Genomic DNA, 17,966 nt, shown 5'->3' with positions numbered 1-17,966 from the left:
GCGCCCCTCACCCCAGGGCGCCGCGGTGCGCGGCCGCGTCGATGCCGAACGCGAGACCCGACACGACCGGCCTCCCGGCGGCGGCAAGGTCGGCGGCGATCGTGGTCGACATCTGCTCCCCGTATGCGCTGGCCGCGCGGGCCCCACCAGCGCCACCGCCCCTCGAGCCCCGTGAGCGGCGCCCCGCGCACCCACAGCCCGACCGGTTCCCCGCCTGCTGCCCCACCTGCGCCCGCCCCAGGTCGGTCACCATGGCCGGCCATTCGTCGTCTCCCGGAATCACGAACCGCGCCCCGCAGGACTCCGTGGAGCGCAGGAGGCCCTTCAGGTCGACGGCGGTCGCCCTCCTGCCCCACGAGGACGATCCGCCCTGCCGGAGAAACCCGTCCCACAGCTCCGCCGCCGTGAACCGCGTCATGGCCGAGGCGAACACCGTCGCACCGAGCGGTTCCAGCCCGGCGAGCGCCATCCTCGCCTCCCTCTCGCTGAGCATCATGCCGCCTGCGCCTGGTCGCCCTGCCGCAGCCGCAGCGCCAGCCTGAGCTCCTGGACCCCATCCGGTCGTGACCTGCCAGATCGGACAGCGTCCACGCCACCCGCAGGACCTTGTCCACGCCCCGAAGGCTGAGCGCGCCGCGTTCGAGCGCCGAGTTGAGCAGGCTGAGGTCATCGGGCAGGGGAAGATGCTGCCGGAGGTACGGCCCCGCGACCTCGCCATTGGTGGCCCACGGGGTGCCCGCGAGGCGCCGCCGCTGCCGGTCGCGCGCCTCCGCGACCCGCACCGCAACGACCGCGCTCGACTCGGGCGGGTCGTGCGCCACGTCGAGGAGCACCCGGTTGGTGCCGATCATCTGATGCCTGATGTCGATCCGGTCGAGGATGGGCCCGCTGATCCGTTCCCGGTAGCGGCGCACCTTGACGCTGTCGCAGCGGCACTCCGCCCCGCCACCCGAACAGGCCACACGGGCAGGGGTTCGAAGCGAGCACCAGCTGGAACCGGGCCGGGAACAGCGCCGTGGCCCGCGCCCTGCTGATCGTGATGGTGCCGCTCTCCAGGGGCGTGCGCAGCCCGTCGAGCTTCTGCCCGAAGTCGGGGCACTCATCGAGGAACAGCACCCCGCGGTGCGCGAGCGAGATCGCGCCCGGCTTCAGCTCCCCGAGCCGCCGCCGAGCAGTGCGACGTGCGTGACGGAGTGGTGGGGTCGGCGTACGGCGGGCGCGAGACAAGGCCTTGCAGCTGGTGGCCTGCCAGCGAGTGGATGGCGGACACCTCCAGCGACTCCTCCTGCGACAGGTCGGGTAACAGCGAGGGCAGCCGGGACGCCAGCATCGTCTTGCCGACCCCGGGGCCCCGTGAGGAAGATGTGATGTCGCCCGGCAGCCGCAACCTCCAACGCGAACCGCCCGTCGAGTGGCCGACCACCTCGGACAGGTCGGGGCGGGTGGCCTCCGCCTCGACGGGCGGCAGCGACGAACTGGCGGCCGACTCGCTCGGGCTGGGCACCGGGATTCCCCGCAGGATGTCCATCACCTCGTCCATCCGGCCGGCTCCCACACCGTGAGGCCGGGCACCAGCTCCGCCTCCCCACCTGCGCGCTCGGCACGATGGCACGCTCGAAGCCCGCCCGCGCGGCGGCGAGCATCGCGGGCAACACCCGCGCACGTTGCGGATCCGGCCGTCGAGGCTGAGTTCGCCGAACAGCACCGTGCGGCCCAGCAGTTCCGGGGCGGCCCCCGTCGGCGACCACCGCGGCCACCGCAATCGCGACGTCGTAGTGAGAGCCGGACTTCGGAAGGTTCGCCGGCGACAGGTTGATGGTGAGGAGCCCGTCGGGCCATGGGAGGGCACACGCCGTGGCCGCGGCCTTGACCCTGTCCTTCGCCTCGCTGAGCGATTTGTCGGGGAGGCCGACGAGCTGGGTGCGGGTGAGCCCACCGCCCTTGGCGGCCTCCACCTCGATGACGACCCCTCGATGCCGGTGAGCGCCACCGACCATGCCGAGGCCCTCACCGCTCCTCGATCCCGCGCACGTGGGTGAGCCGGAACCGCTGGCCCCGCGGCCAGAGGATGCCGATGGCATCGACCCTCAGCCGCCGCACCCGGCGGCCGCTCTGCCGAGCGTAGATCGCCGCGAGCCACCTGAGCCGGCGGGCCTTCTCGAACGTGATGGCGTCCAGCGGTGACCCGTACCCGGTGCCCGCGCGCGTCTTGACCTCGACGACCACGAGCGCGTCCGCCTCCGGGTCGCGCGCGATGATGTCGGCCTCGCCCTCCCGGCAGCGCCAGTTGCGCTCCAGTAGTTCCCAGCCGAGCCCTCGAGGAACCGGGCGGCCTCGTCCTCGCCGCGCCGACCGAGGGCCTGTGTTGCAGTTGCCATCTGATCCACCTCCACCCTCATGTTCGGGAGGTGGGCTCAGCGGATCACGTCAATCCACAGGCCGATCGGCCTGATCAGCCCCGCGATTCGGCGTCGGGGACCTCGAGCTCGGAGTGGGCGATCTCCTCGATCGACACGTCGCGGAAGGTCAGCACCTTCGCCGACTTCACGAACCGCGCGGGCCGGTACATGTCCCACACCCACGCGTCGCCCATGGACACCTCGTAGTAGACGTCGCCGCCCTCGGTGCGGACCTTCAGGTCGACAGCGTTGCAGAGGTAGAACCGACGTTCGGTCTCGACCGCGTAGGTGAAGATGCCGACCACGTCCTTGTACTCGCGGTACAGGTCGAGCTCGAGCTTGCTCTCGTACTGTTCAAGGTCATCGGCACTCATGGTGAGCCCACTCTAGCCGTTCAGGAAGCGACGGGCCGCGTCGGGAGCGATGATCGGCCACCCGGCGCGAGGCGGGCCACATTGTCGAAGCACCACCGGTGGATCGGCGAAGGTCCGACCGTGTCGAGCGCCGCCTGATGCATCGACGTGCAGTACCCCTTGTGCACAGCGAAGCCGTAGTCGGGGTACGTGTCGTCGTAGTCCTCCATGATCTGGTCGCGGGTCACCTTCGCCACGATGGAGGCCGCCGAGACGCAGGCCGAGACCTTGTCCCCTTCCACATCGCGACGCCCGGCACCCCGAGCCCGTCGACCGGGAAGCCGTCCGTGATGACGAAGTTCGCCGCCACGTCCAGGCGGCCGACGGCCCGGCGCAACCCGTGCAGGTCGGCCTGGTGCATCCCAGGGTGTCGCACTCCTCGGGCCCGATGACGGCAACGGCAACGGCGACCGCGCGGTGCTGGATCTCGTCGAACAGCCGCCTCCTCGCGGCCGCCGTCAGCGCCTTCGAATCGTCCAATCCTGCGATGGGCCGGGCGGGGTCGAGGATCGCGGCGGCGGCCACCAGTGGGCCGGCGCAGGCGCCGCGGCCCGCCTCGTCCGCGCCCGCGACGGGACCGAGCCCGGCCCGGGCGAGGGCCCTCTCATAGCCGTAGGCGCCGCGCCCCAGTCGGATCATCAGCAGCCAGGCTCCACGTGGATCAGGTCGGGCTTGTCTGGTGCGGGATCGGAGGGTGCAGGCACCCTGGTGAACGTCTCTGGAAGGGTGAAGGTGGAAAGGCGGTCCAGTGGCGCCACGATCGCGACGGCGGCGCCGACCACCTTGTCGACAGGCACGAACGCGCTCTCCCCGGGCTGCTGGAGACGTTGGCCAGACGGCAGCGCGAGTCGTTGGACTGGTTGCGGTGGTCACCCATCACGAAGATGGCGTCCTTCGGGACGACGATGTCGAAAGGCACGCTCGCGGGAGCGACCTGGACACCGTTCTCGGAGTACAGATACGCGGCCTCGTCGAGGGCGACGCCGTTGACCTCGATCCTGCCGTCGTCAGCGAGGCGGACGTGATCGCCTGGCATGCCGATGACCCGCTTGATCAGGTGCTCGGTGCCCGAGTTCGGCAGCACGCCGATGAACTCGAGCGCGATCTGCAACCGGTTGGTGACCGGAGGCGTGGGTGGGAGCCAGTCGCCGGGATCCTCGAACACGACGACGTCCCCACGCTGGAAGCCGCCGAACTTCGACACGAGCACGCGGTCGTTGACCTGGAGGGTGTTCTGCATGGAGCCGGACGGGATGATGAACATCTGCCCGACGAAGGTTCGCAGCAGGGTGGCGATGACGATGGCGCCCACGATGATGAGGAGGCCCTCGGTCAGCCAGCCGAGGATCCGCCGTCCGAGGCCTGAGGCCGCTCCGGGACGGGTGTCGGCTGCCCGGTCAGGTGTTGTGGTCTCCACTGGCTATCCTCCGGATCGAACTACCCACTGAGCATACCGCCGGGTTCCGCGGCGCCCGGACGCGGAACCGCCGGGCCGACAAGAGTCGACCCGGCGGTCCGGAGGAGGGCCTGCGCTCAGGCGCGCTTCTCCTTGATCTTGGCTGCCTTGCCGCGGAGGCCGCGGAGGTAGTACAGCTTGGCGCGACGGACGTCACCGCGGCGCTCAACCTCGATCTTCTCGATGATCGGGAGTGCAGCGGGAAGGTGCGCTCGACGCCCACACCGAAGCTCACCTTGCGGACGGTGAAGGCCTCCTGGATGCCGCCGGCGTTGCGGGCGATGACGACGCCTGCGAACACCTGGACACGGGAGCGGTTGCCCTCGATGACGCGCACGTGGACGCGGACGTTGTCGCCTGCGCGGAAGTCGGGGATGTCGTCGCGCAGCGACGCCTGGTCGATGTCCAGGATCAGCTTGTTTGTCATGTTTCTTGCCTTCCGTCAGCGCCACAGGCCACCGCGGGTAGTTTCCGCCCTGTCGCGCGCGGGCTTTCCCCTGTGGCAGGAGCCGCGCTTGAAGGGATTGCCCGGAACGGGCAACGACTGCCAATTATTGCATCCCGGCCACGGCTTGCGGAAATCCGGGGGAACGCAGAGGGGCGGCGCCGAAGCGCCGCCCCTCGTCCCGGGTCGGGTGCTACTTGCCGTCGGCCTTGAACAGCGACGCGATCAGGTCGCGGTTCAGCTGGGCGATCGACTCGAGCGGGATGCCCTTCGGGCAGACCGCGGCGCACTCACCGATGTTGGTGCAGTTGCCGAAGCCTTCCTCGTCGTGCTGCGCGACCATCGCCTTGACGCGGCGGTAGCGCTCGGGCTGGCCCTGGGGAAGCATCGCGAGGTGCGTGATCTTCGCCGAGGTGAACAGCATGGCCGAGCTGTTCGGGCAGGCCGCGACGCAGGCGCCGCAGCCGATGCAGGTGGCGTTGTCGAAGGCCTTGTCCGCCTCGCGCTTCGGGCCGGGGTCGCGTGAGCGTCCGGAGCCGAACCGGTGTTCGAGGAGATGAAGCCGCCCGCCTGGATGATCCGGTCGAAGGCGTTGCGGTCGACCGCGAGGTCCTTGATCACCGGGAATGCACCCGCGTGCCACGGCTCGATGTCGATCGTCGCGCCGTCCGAGAAGGACCGCATGTGCAGCTGGCAGGTGGTCGTGGCCGAACCACCGTGCGCGATGCCGTTGATGACGACGCCACACATGCCGCAGATGCCCTCACGGCAGTCGTGATCGAACGCGACGGGTTCCTCGTTGCGGTCGGTGAGGTTCTCGTTGAGGAGGTCAAGCATCTCCAGGAACGACATGTCCTCCGACACGCCGTCCAGGTCGTACTCGACCATCCGACCGGCTGCTTCAGGGCCGGCCTGACGCCAGATACGTAGCTTGAGCTTCACTTGTAACTCCGTTGCTTGAGTTCGATTGCCTTGTAGTTGAGGGGCTCGCGGTGCAGGACCGGCACGTTGCCCTCGCCGTTCCACTCCCAGGCCGCGACGTAGAGGAACTCGTCGTCGTGGCGCAGGGCCTCACCCTCGGGGTCTGGGACTCCGCACGGAAGTGGCCGCCGCAGGACTCGCGGCGGTGCAGGGCGTCGACGCACATCAGCTCGCCGAGCTCCATGAAGTCGGCGACGCGGCCGGCACGCTCGAGGGCCTGGTTGAAGTCCTCGTTCTTGCCGGTGACGCGCACGTTCTTCCAGTAGTCCTCGCGGAGCTCCTGGATGAGACCGATGGCCTTCTTCAGACCCTCCTCGGTGCGCTCCATGCCGCAGTACTCCCACATGATGTGGCCGAGTTCCTTGTGGTAGGAGTCGACCGAGCGGGTGCCCTGGATGGACAGCAGCGTATCGATGCGGCCCTGCGCGGACGCCTTCGCCTCGGCCACGGCGGGGTGGTCGTCGGCGAGCTTGTCGAACGGGGCATCAGCGAGGTAGTCGTTGATGGTGTTCGGCAACACGAAGTAACCGTCGGCGAGGCCCTGCATCAAGGCGGAGGCGCCGAGACGGTTCGCACCGTGATCGGAGAAGTTCGCCTCACCTGTGACGTACAGGCCGGGGATGGAGGACTGCAGGTCGTAGTCGACCCAGAGGCCACCCATCGTGTAGTGCACGGCCGGGTAGATGCGCATCGGCGTCTCGTACGGGTTCTCACCCGTGATCTGCGCGTACATGTCGAACAGGTTGCCGTACTTGTTCTCGACGGCCTTCTGCCCCAGGCGGTTGATCGCGTCGGAGAAGTCGAGGTAGACACCGCGACGCACCTGACGCTCGACGCCGTCCGCACCGGTCTCGACGACGGCGGGCCGACACCGCGCCCTCGTCGCACATGTTCTTCGCCTGACGCGACGCGATGTCGCGCGGCACCAGGTTGCCGAACGCCGGGTAGATCCGCTCCAGGTAGTAGTCGCGGTCGGCCTCTGCGATCTGGCGGGGATCCTTGCCGCAGTCCTCAGCCTTCTTGGGCACCCAGATCCGGCCGTCGTTACGCAGCGACTCGGACATGAGCGTCAGCTTCGACTGGGTCTCGCCGTGCACCGGGATGCAGGTCGGGTGGATCTGCGTGAAGCAGGGGTTGCCGAAGTAGGCACCCTTGCGGTGCGCGCGCCACGTCGCCGTGACGTTGCAGCCCATCGCGTTGGTCGACAGGAAGAAGACGTTGCCGTAGCCGCCGGTGGCGAGCACGACCGCGTCGGCCGTCCAGGTCTCGACCTTGCCGTTGACCATGTTGCGGGTCACGATGCCGCGGGCCTTGCCGTCGACGACGATCAGCTCGACCATCTCGTGGCGGGTGTACATCTTCACGGTGCCCGCAGCGACCTGGCGCTCCAGCTGCTGGTACGCGCCGATCAGCAGCTGCTGACCGGTCTGGCCGCGGGCGTAGAAGGTGCGCTGCACCTGCACGCCGCCGAACGAGCGGGTGTCGAGCAGACCGCCGTACTCACGGGCGAACGGGACGCCCTGAGCGACGCACTGGTCGATGATGTTGGCGGAGACCTCCGCGAGGCGGTAGACGTTCGTCTCACGGGCGCGGTAGTCGCCGCCCTTGACCGTGTCGTAGAACAGCCGGTACGTCGAGTCGTTGTCGTTGCGGTAGTTCTTGGCGGCGTTGATGCCACCCTGGGCGGCGATCGAGTGGGCGCGGCGCGGGCTGTCCTGGTAACAGAAGTTGAGGACGTTGTAGCCGGCCTCACCGAGCGTCGCGGCGGCGGCGCCACCGGCGAGTCCGGTGCCGACGATGATGACGCTCAGCTTGCGGCGGTTGGCGGGGTTGACCAGGCGGGCCTGGAACTGCCGGGTCTGCCACACCTTGTTGATCTCGATGCCGGTGGGAGCCTTGGTGTCTTCGATCTCGTCGCCGACGGCCCAGAACTGGTTGGTGGTGATGGTGTCGGTCACGAGATTGCTCCAAACAGGACGGCCACGGGCATGCTCATGAAGCCCACGAACAGTGCGACTGCCACGATGATCGCAAGGATGTTGAGCCACTTGCGCGCGTTGGCGGACGTGTTGGCGCCCAGCGTGGTGAAGGCGCTCCAGAAGCCGTGCCGCACGTGCATGCAGACCAGGACCATGCAGATGGTGTAAAGGGCGACCATCCAGACCTTGGTGAAGCTCGCGATGAGCATCGTGTACGGGAGGCAGCTTCGCCCCGAACGAGCCCGGCACGATGGTGAACTGGATGAGGTGGAAGATGAGGAAGGCCAGGACGATGACGCCACCCAGCGCATGGTGCGCGCGGAGTAGGTCTGGACCTGACGCTTGTAGTTGACGTACTTGGGGCCCGCTCGGCGATGGTCTTCAGGGAGAGTGAAGCCGCCGACCAGATGTGCAGGACGACCGCCGCCACGAGGCCGAAGCGGAACACCCAGATGAACCAGCCCTTGGGAAGGATCGGGTACAGGATGTCGGACTTCAGCCAGTGCGCGTAATGGTCGAACGCCTCGGCGCCCATGAACGCCTTGAGGTTGCCGTACATGTGCATGAGCAGGAAAGCGATCATGATCAAGCCGGTCACCGCCATGATGACCTTCTTGACGACCGTTGATCGTAACGCTCGCTGATGGATCGTGAGTGTTGTTGCCACGCGCACACTCTAGCCAACCTGGGCCTCCGGAATGAGGAGGGGGCCGATTAGCCCAAAGACGCGCTGGCAGGCCTATTTACGCGCACCTGGCGTTACGTTATGTCGTCGTCGAGCAGGTCGGGGCGGGTGGCCCTGGTGCGCTCGATCGCCTTCTCCCGACGCCAACTGGCGATGAGTGCGTGGTTTCCGCTGAGCAGCACCTCGGGCACGGCCCTGTCGCGCCAGATCGACGGCTTGGTGTAGTTCGGGTACTCCAGCAACTGCGCATTGCCCGCCGAGTGCGACTCCTCATGGAGCGACTCGGGGTTGCCGATCACCCGGGAAGCAACCTGACAACGGCCTCCGTGATGGCCAGCGCCGCCACCTCTCCCCGTTGAGCACATAGTCGCCGAGGCTCACCTCGATGACCTCGTAGCGGTCCCTGCAGTGGTCGATCACCCGCTGGTCGATGCCCTCGTAGCGCCCGCAGGCGAACACCAGCCGCTGCTTCGCGGCCAGTTCGTAGGCGAGTTCCTGATTGAAGGGGCGGCCCGCGGGGTGGGGACGACGATCGTCATGGGGGCCGGATCCATCGCCTCGAGCGCATCGAGCGCCTCCCCCACGGCTCGGGCTTCATCACCATTCCGGCTCCCCACCGTACGGCGTGTCGTCGGTGGTGTTGTGCCGGTCATGGGTCCAGTCCCGCAGGTCGTGGACCGCGAGGCCAACCGTCCCGGAGGCGATCGCCTTACCGACGAGGCTCAGGCCGAGCGGGGCGAAGTAGTCGGGGAAGATCGTGACGACGTCGAGCCTCATTCGTCGTCCTCCAGCAGGCCCGGACGTCGGCGAGCCGGATGACTCCCTCCTCGAGGTCGACGCCGGGCACGAGAGCGGAGACGAACGGCACGAGCCGCTCGGTTCCGTCGACGTCGAGTCGCAGCAGATCCTGGGCGGGCATGTGCAGCACCTCCGCGACGGTGCCCACTCTCCGGCCGGTGTGGTCGAGCACGTCGAGGCCGACCAGTTGCCTGTCGAAGTACTCCTCCGGTTCACTGGGCCGTTCGTCGGCCGGGACGTCGACGCTCAGCCACTGCCCCGTCAGGGTCTCGACGGCGGAGCGGTCGGGGTACCCGACGAAGGAGACCACGACGCGGCCCTTGTGCCAGCGGACGGTGCCGATCTCGACCGAGCGGTCGGTGTCACCCAGCCGCAGCTTCCCACCCACCGTGAACCTGCGTGCCGGCTCGTCGGTGCGCAGGTCGATCGCGACATCACCCTTGATGCCGTGGGGCCTCCCCACCTTGCCGACCCTCACCTCGACCAGTCCGGTCATGATCCGACTCCTCGTGTTGTTTCCTCGAACGTGCTGTGGTGTAAAGAAAATCGCCGGTTGAGGGCTCGGAGCTCTCAACCGGCGATCAGTGTCGCTTCAGCGGCGGCGGGGCGGTCCACGTCGACGAAGTCGACCCGGACGCTCTCCTTACCGGCCAGCGCGGCGATGACCGTGCGCAGGGCCTGCGCGGTGCGGCCCTGACGGCCGATCACCTTGCCGACGTCATCGGGGTGCACACGCACCTCGAGGAGCCGGCCGCGTCGCAGGTCCTTGTCCTTGACGGTCACATCGTCGGGGTTCGAGACGATCCCGGCGACGAGGTGCTCAAGGGCATCGGCGAGCACGCTCAGGCCTCTTCGGCGGGAGCCTCGGCCTCGTCGGCCGCGGCGGGTGCCTCAGCCTCGGCGGCCTTCTTGGCTGCATCCTCGTCGACCTTCTTCTTGGCCTTGGAGATGGCGGGCGCGGTCGCGTTGGCGTCCTCGGCCAGGGCGGCGGCGAACGCTGCGTCACGGTCGCGACGCTCAGGCTGCGGGTCGATGCCGGCCGGCGTCTTGTCGCCGGTGAACTTCTGCCAGTCGCCGGAGCGCTTGAAGATCGCGACGACGGCCTCGGTCGGCTGGGCGCCGACGGACAGCCAGTACTGCGCGCGCTCCGAGTCGACGCGGATCACGCTGGGGTCGTTCTTCGGGTGGTACAGGCCGATCTCTTCGATGGCCTGACCGTCGCGCTTGGCGCGCGAGTCGATGACGATGATGCGGTAGTGGGGCGAGCGAATCTTGCCGAGACGCTTCAGGCGGATCTTGGTAGCCACTGGTGTGGTTCTCCTGTTACTCAAGGTGTCTGCCGGGCAGACGAGCTGGATGGACGCGCGTCGCGTGTGGGGCACACTCAGCGCAAACCTATGGGCCTCCCGCCCGCGTGAGAGGGCACAGGCGAAGAAGGTGCAGTGACATTCTGCCAGAAGTGACCCCTACCGCCCAAACATCGGTGCGCGGCTAGGCTTGCCGGCGATGGAGATTTCAGGAGATGACTTCGAGGCCCTCGTTGAGGAGGCCCTCGCCGAACTGCCCGAGCAGCTGGTCGAGGGGCTCGACAACCTCATCTTCGTGGTCGAGGACGAACCTGAGGACGGCTCCGACACGCTCGGCGTCTACGAGGGCACGGCCCTGACCGAGCGCGGCGACTACGGGTACGGGCAGCTGCCCGACCGCATCGTCCTGTTCCAGGGCCCGCTGTCGCGCATGTGCCTCGACGAGGACGAACTCTACGACGAGATCTGGATCACGCTCGTCCATGAGCTCGGCCACTACCACGGCATCGAGGAGGACGCCCTCCACGAACTGGGCTGGGGATGAGGCGCCCGGATCAGCCGCAGACCGCCCCGATGTCCCCCGCGTAGACCAGCGGCCGGGTGCCTGAGCAGATGCCGGCGTTGAGCACCGGGGTGATACCGGGGCCCTGCTCCACCGCGGGCGCCATCCCCACCGGGAGCGCCTGGCTGATGCCGAGCAGCGAGGCCCATCCGACCTCGGCCATCGCGGCCTCGACCGCCGTGTCGTCAGGGTCGAGCCCCGCGGCCTCGGCCGCGTGCCGGAAGAACTCGTCGCGGCCCATCACGGCGTCGATGAGCCCGTTGGCCGACGCCGCGTCGGGTCGAAGATCAGCGCACCGAGCTCGCCCTGATCTCGGCCTCGGGGATGTCACGGTACTTCGACACATGGGAGACGAACTTCGCATACTCGGCATCGATGCCCGCCTGGTAGTGCGCCCGTTCCTCCTCGGTGACGGCGCGGAACGGGTTGCCGAAGTCCTTGCCTGTGCCTGCCGTGAAGTAGTCGCTCGTGATCCCGCCGGTGGTGGTGACCCCTGCTCGAGCAGCGTGCTGCCGGTTGCCGTGACGCCGTCGTAGTGGGTGAACGGGCCCATGATGACGCCGATCGACCCGACGAGCGTGCCGTGGTCGGCGATGATCTCGTCGGCCGGCGCCGTGGCGTAGACGCCGCCCGAGGCGGACATCTCGGAGACGTGCACGAGGACCACCTGGTCGGTGCGCTCCTGGTAGCGGACGATGGCATCCGCGATGGCCTTGGACCCGCTGATGCTCCCGCCCGGGGTGTTGACGAGCAGCACGACACCTGACGCGTCGTCCTTGTCGAGGGCGTCGAGCTCGGCGGCGATGTCGTAGCCGTAGGTGCCGGCCGAGAGCAGGCCTCCCCGGACCCTCCGCCATGATGGCTCCCTCGATGCGGATGGCACGGAGCCGTCCCTCACCGGACCCCAGATGACGTCGTTGGTGGTCGCGCTGCCGAGCGTGGTGGCCGCCATCGCGAGCGTGCCGATGATGAGCCCGATCGTGCTGATGGCCCGATGACGGTGCCGACGAGCGCGAGGCCGGTGCCGACGCCTGCCCCCAGCCGAAGCCCTTGCGGAAGGCCCCTGAGGGCGCTCGGGATGGTGGCGGCCGCGGTGCGTGCCGCGCCGGGTGCCTGCGGGGCGGGCCACTGCTGCACGTCGGGCCGTGGCTGCGGCTCCGGGGTCACTGGATCGGGTGTGTTCTGGGTGGGATCGGTGTCCATCCTGGCTTCCGTGGTCGGTGGATCGCTGGTCGGGCCATGCTACCGGCCCACCGAGTCACGCCTTGTCAGGCGACGACGTTGCCGCGGAGCACCAGGGCGGTCGGCCGGTAGATGGCCGAGATGTCCTCGCGCGGATCGTCGGGAAGCACGATCAGGTCGGCGCTCGCGCCGGTGTCGAGCGCGTCGGCGCCGAGCCATGCGCGGGCCCGCCAACTCGCGGCCCGAGCGCGAACAGGTTGCCCCCGACCTCGGCCAACTCCTCGATCTCCTCACCGATGCCACCGTGCGGCACGACGGTGCCTGCATCGGTACCCGAGTACACCTGCACCCCGGCCTCGATCGCGTGGCGGATGGTCGTCTTTCTGCGGGCGTACAGGTCGGTCATGTGTGCGAAGTACGTCGGGTACTTCTCCCGCGCGGGGGCCGCGTACATCGGGAACCGGGCCAGGTTGATCATGGTCGGGACCAGGGCGGTGCCGCGGGCCGCCATGTCGGCGATCACGTCGTCGGTCATGCCGGTGCCGTGTTCGATGCAGTCGATCCCGCGGCCACCAGCTCCGCGACGGCCTGCTCACCGAAGCAGTGCGCCGTGACCCGGGCACCCTCCGCATGTGCGGCGGCGATCGCCTCGGCGGCGACGTCGGCGGGCCAGAGCGGTGCGAGGTCGCCGACCGACCGGTCGATCCAGTCGCCCACCAGCTTGACCCAGCCGTCGCCGGCGCGGGCCTGCCCGCGGACGGCGTCGACGAGGCCCTCGGGCTCCACCTCGACGCCGAGGTTGCGCAGGTAGCGCTTCGGGCGGGCGACGTGCCGGCCGGCCCGCACCAGGCGGGGCAGCATCGGGTCCTGCTGGATCCAGGTCGTGTCGGACGGCGACCCGGCATCACGGATCAGCATGACGCCGGCGGCGAGGTCGGCGAGCGCCTGCCTGCGGGCCGTCTCAGCGCTGACGGCGCCGTCGGGGCCGAGCCCGATGTGGCTGTGCGCGTCAACCAGGCCCGGGATGACGAAGCCGGACGTGGCTATCGTCCGGGCGCCCGCGACCGGCTCGTCGTGCAGGACGCCCCATCGATCCACACCTCCCGGGTCACGCCCTCCGGAGGAACACACCCTTGATGTGCAACGGCACGGTCATCTCGCCTCCTGGATCAGAACTTCGGCTTGTTCTCGTTGAACATCTTCGCCAGCTCGGGCGGCAGCTGGAAGTCGTCCATCGAGGCCGGGATCTGCGGGCCTGCGGCTGCTGCTGCACGGGGCGGGGGCCGGACGGGCGCCGCCCTTGCGGCCCTTCTTGCCCTGCTGCTTCCTGGCTCCCGCCCGCCGGCCACCCATGCCGGGCATCCCTGGCATGCCGCCGCCGGCGAGCGACTCCATCATCTTGCGGGCCTCGACGAAGCGGTTGACCAGCTTGTTGACCTCGGAGACCTGGACGCCCGCGCCCTTGGCGATGCGAGCGCGGCGCGACCCGTTGAGGATCGACACGTTGTCGCGCTCGGCCGGGGTCATGGAGTGGATGATCGCCTCGATGCGGTCGATCTCCTTCTCGTCGATCTCGTTGATGGCGTCCTTGAACTGCCCCGCGCCGGGAAGCATGCCGAGGATCTTCGACATGGGGCCCATCTTGCGGAGCTGCTGCATCTGGGAGAGGAAGTCCTGCAGACCGAACTGGTTCTTCCCCATCAGCTTCTCGGCGGCGGCGCGCGACTGCTCGGCGTCGAACGTCTTCTCCGCCTGCTCGATGAGGGAGAGCATGTCGCCCATGCCGAGGATGCGCGAGGCCATCCGGTCGGGGTGGAACATGTCGAAGTCGCCGAGGCCCTCGCCGCTGGAGGCGAACATGATCGGCTTGCCGAGCACGCGCGCGATCGACAGCGCTGCGCCACCGCGGGCGTCACCGTCGAGCTTGGTGAGGACGACGCCGTCGACGCCGACACCCTCGTCGAAGGCCTTGGCCGTGTTGACGGCGTCCTGGCCGATCATGGCGTCCACGACGAACAGCGTCTCGGCGGGGTTGACGGCGGCCTTGATGTCGGCGGCCTGACGCATCAGTTCCTGGTCGACGCCCAGGCGGCCGGCGGTGTCGACGATGACGACGTCGTAGAGCTTCTGTTCTGCGTGGGCGATGGCGCGGCGGGCGACGTCGACGGGATCGCCGATGCCGTTGCCCGGTTCGGGGCGAACACGTGGACGCCGGCGCGTTCGCCGACGATCTGGAGCTGGTTGACGGCGTTGGGGCGCTGGAGGTCGGCGGCCACCAGCAGCGGCGCGTGCCTGTTCTCCCGCAGCCAGCGGCCGAGCTTGCCCGCCAGCGTCGTCTTACCGGCGCCCTGGAGGCCGGCGAGCATGATGACCGTCGGGGGCGCTTGTCGAACCGGATGGTGCGGGCCTCACCGCCGAGGATGGAGATGAGCTCCTCGTTGACGATCTTGATGATCTGCTGCGACGGGTTGAGCGCCTTGGACAGCTCGGCGTCGAGCGCGCGCGTCTTGACCGCCGCCACGAACTCCTTGACGACCGCAAGGTTGACGTCGGCCTCCAGCAGCGCGATCCGGATCTCGCGCATGGTGGCGTCGATGTCCGCCTCGGAGAGGCGACCCTTGGAGCGGAGCCCCTTGAATACGGTCGCGAGGCGATCTTGCAGCGTGTCGAACACTTTGGGTGACCCCTTCGCAGGTGAGCGTGAACGACCCAAGGATACTCAGAGCCCCACCTGCGGCCCAAGCCGACCTGTCGTGGCGGCGTGCAAGAGTAGGGCGCATGACAGCGCACTGGAATGGGGAGCCGCCGCCGGAGCTCGATGAGCTGCCGCCCGATCCCTGGGACGAGCCGCCAGCCGACCTGGCCGAGGCGGTGCCTACGGGCCGTCGGCCGGAGCGACCTGCGGCGAGGGTGCCGGACCGCGGCGCGGTCTCCCGCGGCCCGGACGGGCTGCACGACGAGGCCCTCGGGATCCTGCGCGCGCTCACCGGCAATCCCGATGCGCGCTTCCACCCCGGGCAGTTCGAGGCGATCGAGGCGCTGGTCGCCGACCACCGACGGGCGCTCGTGGTGCAGCGCACCGGGTGGGGCAAGTCGGCCGTCTACTTCATCGCGGCGCTGTTGCAGCGCCGCGCGGGCGCCGGGCCCGCCCTGATCGTCTCCCCGCTGCTCGCCCTGATGCGCGACCAGGTGGAGGCGGCCGGGCGCGCCGGGGTGCGGGCCGCCGCGATCAACTCCGCCAATATCACCGAGTGGGAGACATCGAGTCGCTCCTGGATGCCGACGCCGTCGACGTGCTGCTGGTCTCCCCGAGCGCCTGGTGAACCCGCGGTTCCGGGCCGAGCAGCTGCCGCGGCTCATCGGCACCGCGGGGCTGCTCGTGATCGACGAGGCACACTGCATCAGCGACTGGGGGCACGACTTCCGGCCCGACTACCGCAGGATCCGCACACTGATCGCCGAGCTGCCGGCCGACGTGCCGGTGCTCGCGACCACCGCGACCGCCAACGAGCGCGTCGTCACCGATGTCGCCGAGCAGATGGCGGCCGGCGGGCACGAGGTGTTCACGCTGCGGGGGCCTCTCGCGCGCGGGTCGCTCCGGCTCGGCGTGCTCGAGCTCGGCACGTCCTGGCGGCGGCTGGCCTGGCTCACGCAGCACCTGGCCGACCTGCCGGGAAGCGGCATCGTCTACTGCCTCACGGTGGCCTCCGCCGACGAGACCGCAGCCCTGCTCACGAAGGCCGGCCACCGGGTGCTGCCCTATACGGGGCGCACGGAGCCCGCCGAACGTCTCGCCGCCGAGGAGGCGCTGAAGCGCAACGAGGTGAAGGCCCTGATCGCCACCTCGGCGCTCGGGATGGGCTTCGACAAGCCCGACCTGGGCTTCGTGGTGCACCTCGGCTCCCCCAGCTCACCGGTTGCCTACTACCAACAGGTCGGCCGCGCCGGGCGTGCCACCGACAGCGCCGACGTGCTGCTGCTGCCGGGCCGCGAGGACCGCGACATCTGGCACTACTTCGCCACCAACGCCATGCCCACGCGGGCGCGTGCAGACGCCGTCCTCACCGCGCTCGGCGAGGCCGACCGGCCGCTGTCGGTGGGGCGTTGGAGGCCCGGGTCGACCTGCGGCGTGGCCAGTTGGAGCTGCTGCTGAAGGTGCTGGCCGTCGACGGCGCCGTCGAGTACGGACAGGGCGGCTGGAGCGCGACGGGCACGCCGTGGGTCTACGACGGCGCCCGTTACGACCGGATCGCGGAGGCACGGGTCGCCGAGCAGCGCTCGATGCTCGCCTACCAGGACCTGACGAGCTGTCGGATGGAGTTCCTGACGCGCTCCCTCGACGACCCCGCCAGCACCCCCTGCGGCCGGTGCGACGCCTGCGCCGGGCCGTGGTACCCCACGGACATCTCGCTCGACTCCGAGGCGGGGGCCCGCTCCTCTCTCGACCGGGTCGGGGTCGCGGTGCCACCGCGGGCCATGTGGCCACAGGGCCTCGACCGGCTCGGGGTCACCACCGACGGCCGCGCGGTCAAGGGAAAGCTCCCGGTCGACGAGCAGGTCGGGAGGGACGCGTGCTCGCCCGGTTGACCGATCTCGGCTACGGCACGGCCCTGCGGGACCTGTTCGCCCCCGACCACGACGGCCGCCCGGTCGACCGCGAGCTGCCCCGGCACTTGCCTCAGCCTGCCTGCGGGTGCTGAAGAAGTGGGACTGGGCCGAACGCCCGGTCGCCGTGGCCTGGGTGCCGGGCGTGGGTCGCCCCCGTCTGGTGGAGGCGTTGGCGACCGGCATCGCCCGCGCGGGGCGCCTCGAGGTGCTCGGGCCGCTCACGCTGCACGCTGGCACCGCCGCGCCCGCCGCCAACAGCGCCTTCCGGGTGCGCGACCTGTGGTCACGCTTCGAGGTGCCGCCCGCCATGGCGGCCCGCCTCTCGGGCTGGGCGGCCCGGTGCTGCTGGTCGACGACCTGATCGATTCACGGTGGACGATGACGGTGGCGGGCAGGCTGCTCCGCAGGGCCGGGGCGGACGCGGTGCTGCCGCTCGCGCTGGCCTCGGTGGCCTGAGGCGGGCGTCAGCCCCAGACGGCGCTCGCTCCCGCCTCACCGGTCAGGGCGACCATGGTGAGGGTGGCGAGCGCCGATGCGATTGTCGCGGCACCGCTGATGGCGACCCGGGGCCGGTCCCGTCCCTGGCCGCCCTGCGCGCCAGCAGGTGCAGCGGCAGGGCCACGGCGAGGAGAAGGGTGACCCACGGCATCCAGCTCCCGAGGCTCTGGTGCCGGGCGATCAGTGCGGTACCCGCGAGCCCGAGGTGGTCGGCGAGCAGCGGGCCGGTGAGCCGCGCGGCGAACGCGGCGATGACGGCGAGCACACCGACCGTGACGGTGAGGCCCGCGTAGCGCTCCCGCACGCGTGCCATCAGCACGACGAGCACGGCGCCCAGCGCCGCGAGCGGGATGAACACCACCGCCGCGTGGACCACCAGCGGGTGGAGCGGGAGCCCGAACACGGCTATCCCACGACCTTGTTGCCGTCGCGGTCGATCACGAACCACACGCCCTGGACGTTCTGGCCGGTCACGTCGCCGGGCGCCGTGTCGTTCTTCCAGTAGTACAGGGGCCAGCCGTTGTAGGTGGCCTGGGTGGTGCCGTCGGCGCGCTGGAACGACCCGAGCAGCGAGTCGTCGACGCCGGCACCGGCGGCGGGCTTCCCGAGCAGCGGCGGCCAGTTGACGAGGCACTGCCCTCGCACGCGCTCTT

18 protein-coding genes and 11 pseudogenes are annotated in these 17,966 nt (G+C 69.6%); 3 read left to right on the top strand and 26 right to left on the bottom strand.

Annotation, left to right across the window (positions count from 1 at the left end):
* Positions 1 to 7: 7 nt before the first annotated feature.
* The 13 genes and pseudogenes from G7085_RS31195 to G7085_RS27905 form a co-directional block, all read right to left on the bottom strand.
* Entirely contained in the window at positions 8 to 496 is a 489-nt protein-coding gene (locus tag G7085_RS31195; protein WP_197512137.1) for a DNA-processing protein DprA, read from the bottom strand.
* A 115-nt stretch (positions 497 to 611) separates the two neighbouring features.
* Positions 612 to 914 (bottom strand): annotated as a pseudogene (locus G7085_RS27930) (magnesium chelatase subunit ChlI family protein); the annotation flags it as partial.
* Between the two features lie 97 nt (positions 915 to 1,011).
* Positions 1,012 to 1,116, bottom strand: a pseudogene (locus G7085_RS31190) (ATP-binding protein); the annotation flags it as partial.
* Positions 1,100 to 1,330: an ATP-binding protein gene (locus G7085_RS27925; protein ID WP_231980717.1), complete on the bottom strand. Its 231-nt coding sequence runs from the start codon at positions 1,328 to 1,330 to the stop codon at positions 1,100 to 1,102. The pseudogene G7085_RS31190 and the gene G7085_RS27925, both read right to left, overlap by 17 nt.
* Positions 1,218 to 1,997, bottom strand: a pseudogene (locus G7085_RS35640) (magnesium chelatase domain-containing protein); the annotation flags it as partial. The pseudogene G7085_RS35640 and the gene G7085_RS27925, both read right to left, overlap by 113 nt.
* 10 nt (positions 1,998 to 2,007) lie before the next feature.
* On the bottom strand, positions 2,008 to 2,256 hold the full coding sequence (locus tag G7085_RS19405; protein WP_331716037.1) for a YraN family protein: 249 nt from the start codon (positions 2,254 to 2,256) through the stop codon (positions 2,008 to 2,010).
* Between the two features lie 196 nt (positions 2,257 to 2,452).
* Positions 2,453 to 2,773, bottom strand: a complete 321-nt coding sequence (locus tag G7085_RS19400; RefSeq protein WP_197512136.1) for a DUF2469 domain-containing protein — start codon at positions 2,771 to 2,773, stop codon at positions 2,453 to 2,455.
* 20 nt (positions 2,774 to 2,793) lie between these two features.
* A pseudogene (locus G7085_RS19395) lies at positions 2,794 to 3,451 on the bottom strand (ribonuclease HII).
* A gap of 22 nt (positions 3,452 to 3,473) precedes the next feature.
* Positions 3,474 to 4,229, bottom strand: a complete 756-nt coding sequence (lepB, locus tag G7085_RS19390; RefSeq protein ID WP_331715810.1) for a signal peptidase I — start codon at positions 4,227 to 4,229, stop codon at positions 3,474 to 3,476.
* Positions 4,230 to 4,345: 116 nt separating this feature from the next.
* Positions 4,346 to 4,695: pseudogene (rplS, locus tag G7085_RS19385) on the bottom strand (50S ribosomal protein L19).
* A 211-nt stretch (positions 4,696 to 4,906) separates the two neighbouring features.
* Positions 4,907 to 5,655: pseudogene (locus G7085_RS19380) on the bottom strand (succinate dehydrogenase/fumarate reductase iron-sulfur subunit).
* A pseudogene (locus G7085_RS31185) lies at positions 5,652 to 7,652 on the bottom strand (fumarate reductase/succinate dehydrogenase flavoprotein subunit). The pseudogenes G7085_RS19380 and G7085_RS31185 overlap by 4 nt, the downstream one beginning before the upstream one ends.
* Positions 7,649 to 7,975, bottom strand: coding sequence for a hypothetical protein (locus tag G7085_RS27905; RefSeq protein WP_231979727.1), 327 nt, complete (start codon positions 7,973 to 7,975; stop codon positions 7,649 to 7,651). The pseudogene G7085_RS31185 and the gene G7085_RS27905 overlap by 4 nt, the downstream one beginning before the upstream one ends.
* Before the next feature lie 107 nt (positions 7,976 to 8,082).
* Here G7085_RS27905 and G7085_RS27900 point away from each other — a divergent pair, with 107 nt between their 5' ends.
* Positions 8,083 to 8,301 (top strand): hypothetical protein, encoded by a 219-nt coding sequence (locus G7085_RS27900; RefSeq protein WP_231979726.1) that lies wholly within the window; start codon positions 8,083 to 8,085, stop codon positions 8,299 to 8,301.
* Positions 8,302 to 8,432: 131 nt separating this feature from the next.
* On the opposite strand, the gene G7085_RS31180 is transcribed toward G7085_RS27900, so the two are convergent.
* From G7085_RS31180 to rpsP, 5 genes and pseudogenes are all read right to left on the bottom strand, one after another.
* Complete coding sequence (locus G7085_RS31180; protein WP_331715809.1) at positions 8,433 to 8,657, bottom strand: hypothetical protein; 225 nt, start codon at positions 8,655 to 8,657, stop codon at positions 8,433 to 8,435.
* Positions 8,629 to 9,135, bottom strand: a pseudogene (locus tag G7085_RS19365) (hypothetical protein). Before G7085_RS19365 ends, G7085_RS31180 begins: the two are co-directional and overlap by 29 nt.
* The gene (gene rimM, locus G7085_RS19360) at positions 9,068 to 9,652 is read right to left on the bottom strand and encodes a ribosome maturation factor RimM (RefSeq protein ID WP_197512135.1); all 585 of its coding nucleotides are present in this window, start codon (positions 9,650 to 9,652) and stop codon (positions 9,068 to 9,070) included. The pseudogene G7085_RS19365 and the gene rimM overlap by 68 nt, the downstream one beginning before the upstream one ends.
* A gap of 74 nt (positions 9,653 to 9,726) precedes the next feature.
* On the bottom strand, positions 9,727 to 9,996 hold the full coding sequence (locus G7085_RS19355) for an RNA-binding protein (protein ID WP_197512134.1): 270 nt from the start codon (positions 9,994 to 9,996) through the stop codon (positions 9,727 to 9,729).
* A 2-nt stretch (positions 9,997 to 9,998) separates the two neighbouring features.
* On the bottom strand, positions 9,999 to 10,463 hold the full coding sequence (rpsP, locus tag G7085_RS19350; RefSeq protein WP_197512133.1) for a 30S ribosomal protein S16: 465 nt from the start codon (positions 10,461 to 10,463) through the stop codon (positions 9,999 to 10,001).
* Between the two features lie 199 nt (positions 10,464 to 10,662).
* On the opposite strand from rpsP, the gene G7085_RS19345 reads away from it, so the two are divergent.
* Entirely contained in the window at positions 10,663 to 11,007 is a 345-nt protein-coding gene (locus G7085_RS19345; protein ID WP_197512132.1) for a metallopeptidase family protein, read from the top strand.
* 305 nt (positions 11,008 to 11,312) lie between these two features.
* Here G7085_RS19345 and G7085_RS35635 read toward each other — a convergent pair whose 3' ends face one another.
* The 6 genes and pseudogenes from G7085_RS35635 to ffh form a co-directional block, all read right to left on the bottom strand.
* Entirely contained in the window at positions 11,313 to 11,498 is a 186-nt protein-coding gene (locus G7085_RS35635; RefSeq protein WP_408647230.1) for a S49 family peptidase, read from the bottom strand.
* Between the two features lie 77 nt (positions 11,499 to 11,575).
* Positions 11,576 to 11,977, bottom strand: a pseudogene (locus G7085_RS35630) (S49 family peptidase); the annotation flags it as partial.
* Complete coding sequence (locus G7085_RS19335) at positions 11,920 to 12,228, bottom strand: hypothetical protein (protein WP_197512130.1); 309 nt, start codon at positions 12,226 to 12,228, stop codon at positions 11,920 to 11,922. The gene G7085_RS19335 and the pseudogene G7085_RS35630, both read right to left, overlap by 58 nt.
* 151 nt (positions 12,229 to 12,379) lie before the next feature.
* Positions 12,380 to 12,742 carry an amidohydrolase family protein gene (locus tag G7085_RS33320; RefSeq protein WP_331715808.1) on the bottom strand — a complete coding sequence of 121 codons (363 nt, stop codon included), beginning with the start codon at positions 12,740 to 12,742 and terminating at the stop codon, positions 12,380 to 12,382.
* Positions 12,739 to 13,305, bottom strand: coding sequence for an amidohydrolase family protein (locus G7085_RS33315; protein WP_331715807.1), 567 nt, complete (start codon positions 13,303 to 13,305; stop codon positions 12,739 to 12,741). The genes G7085_RS33320 and G7085_RS33315 overlap by 4 nt, the downstream gene beginning before the upstream one ends.
* Before the next feature lie 71 nt (positions 13,306 to 13,376).
* Positions 13,377 to 14,881, bottom strand: a pseudogene (gene ffh / locus G7085_RS31175) (signal recognition particle protein).
* A 236-nt stretch (positions 14,882 to 15,117) separates the two neighbouring features.
* On the opposite strand from ffh, the pseudogene G7085_RS19320 reads away from it, so the two are divergent.
* Positions 15,118 to 17,271, top strand: a pseudogene (locus G7085_RS19320) (DEAD/DEAH box helicase).
* A 43-nt stretch (positions 17,272 to 17,314) separates the two neighbouring features.
* On the opposite strand, the gene G7085_RS19315 reads toward G7085_RS19320, so the two are convergent.
* Both G7085_RS19315 and G7085_RS33310 read right to left on the bottom strand, forming a co-directional pair.
* Positions 17,315 to 17,716: a DUF2231 domain-containing protein gene (locus tag G7085_RS19315; RefSeq protein WP_197512129.1), complete on the bottom strand. Its 402-nt coding sequence runs from the start codon at positions 17,714 to 17,716 to the stop codon at positions 17,315 to 17,317.
* Between the two features lie 2 nt (positions 17,717 to 17,718).
* Complete coding sequence (locus tag G7085_RS33310; RefSeq protein ID WP_197512128.1) at positions 17,719 to 17,958, bottom strand: COG4315 family predicted lipoprotein; 240 nt, start codon at positions 17,956 to 17,958, stop codon at positions 17,719 to 17,721.
* Positions 17,959 to 17,966 lie beyond the last annotated feature (8 nt).

The sequence above is a fragment of the Tessaracoccus coleopterorum genome (assembly GCF_011174705.1).
Lineage (GTDB): Bacteria > Actinomycetota > Actinomycetes > Propionibacteriales > Propionibacteriaceae > Arachnia > Arachnia coleopterorum.
The sequence above is the reverse complement of the archived record's forward strand: the minus strand, read 5'-3'. Positions and strand labels throughout refer to the sequence as shown.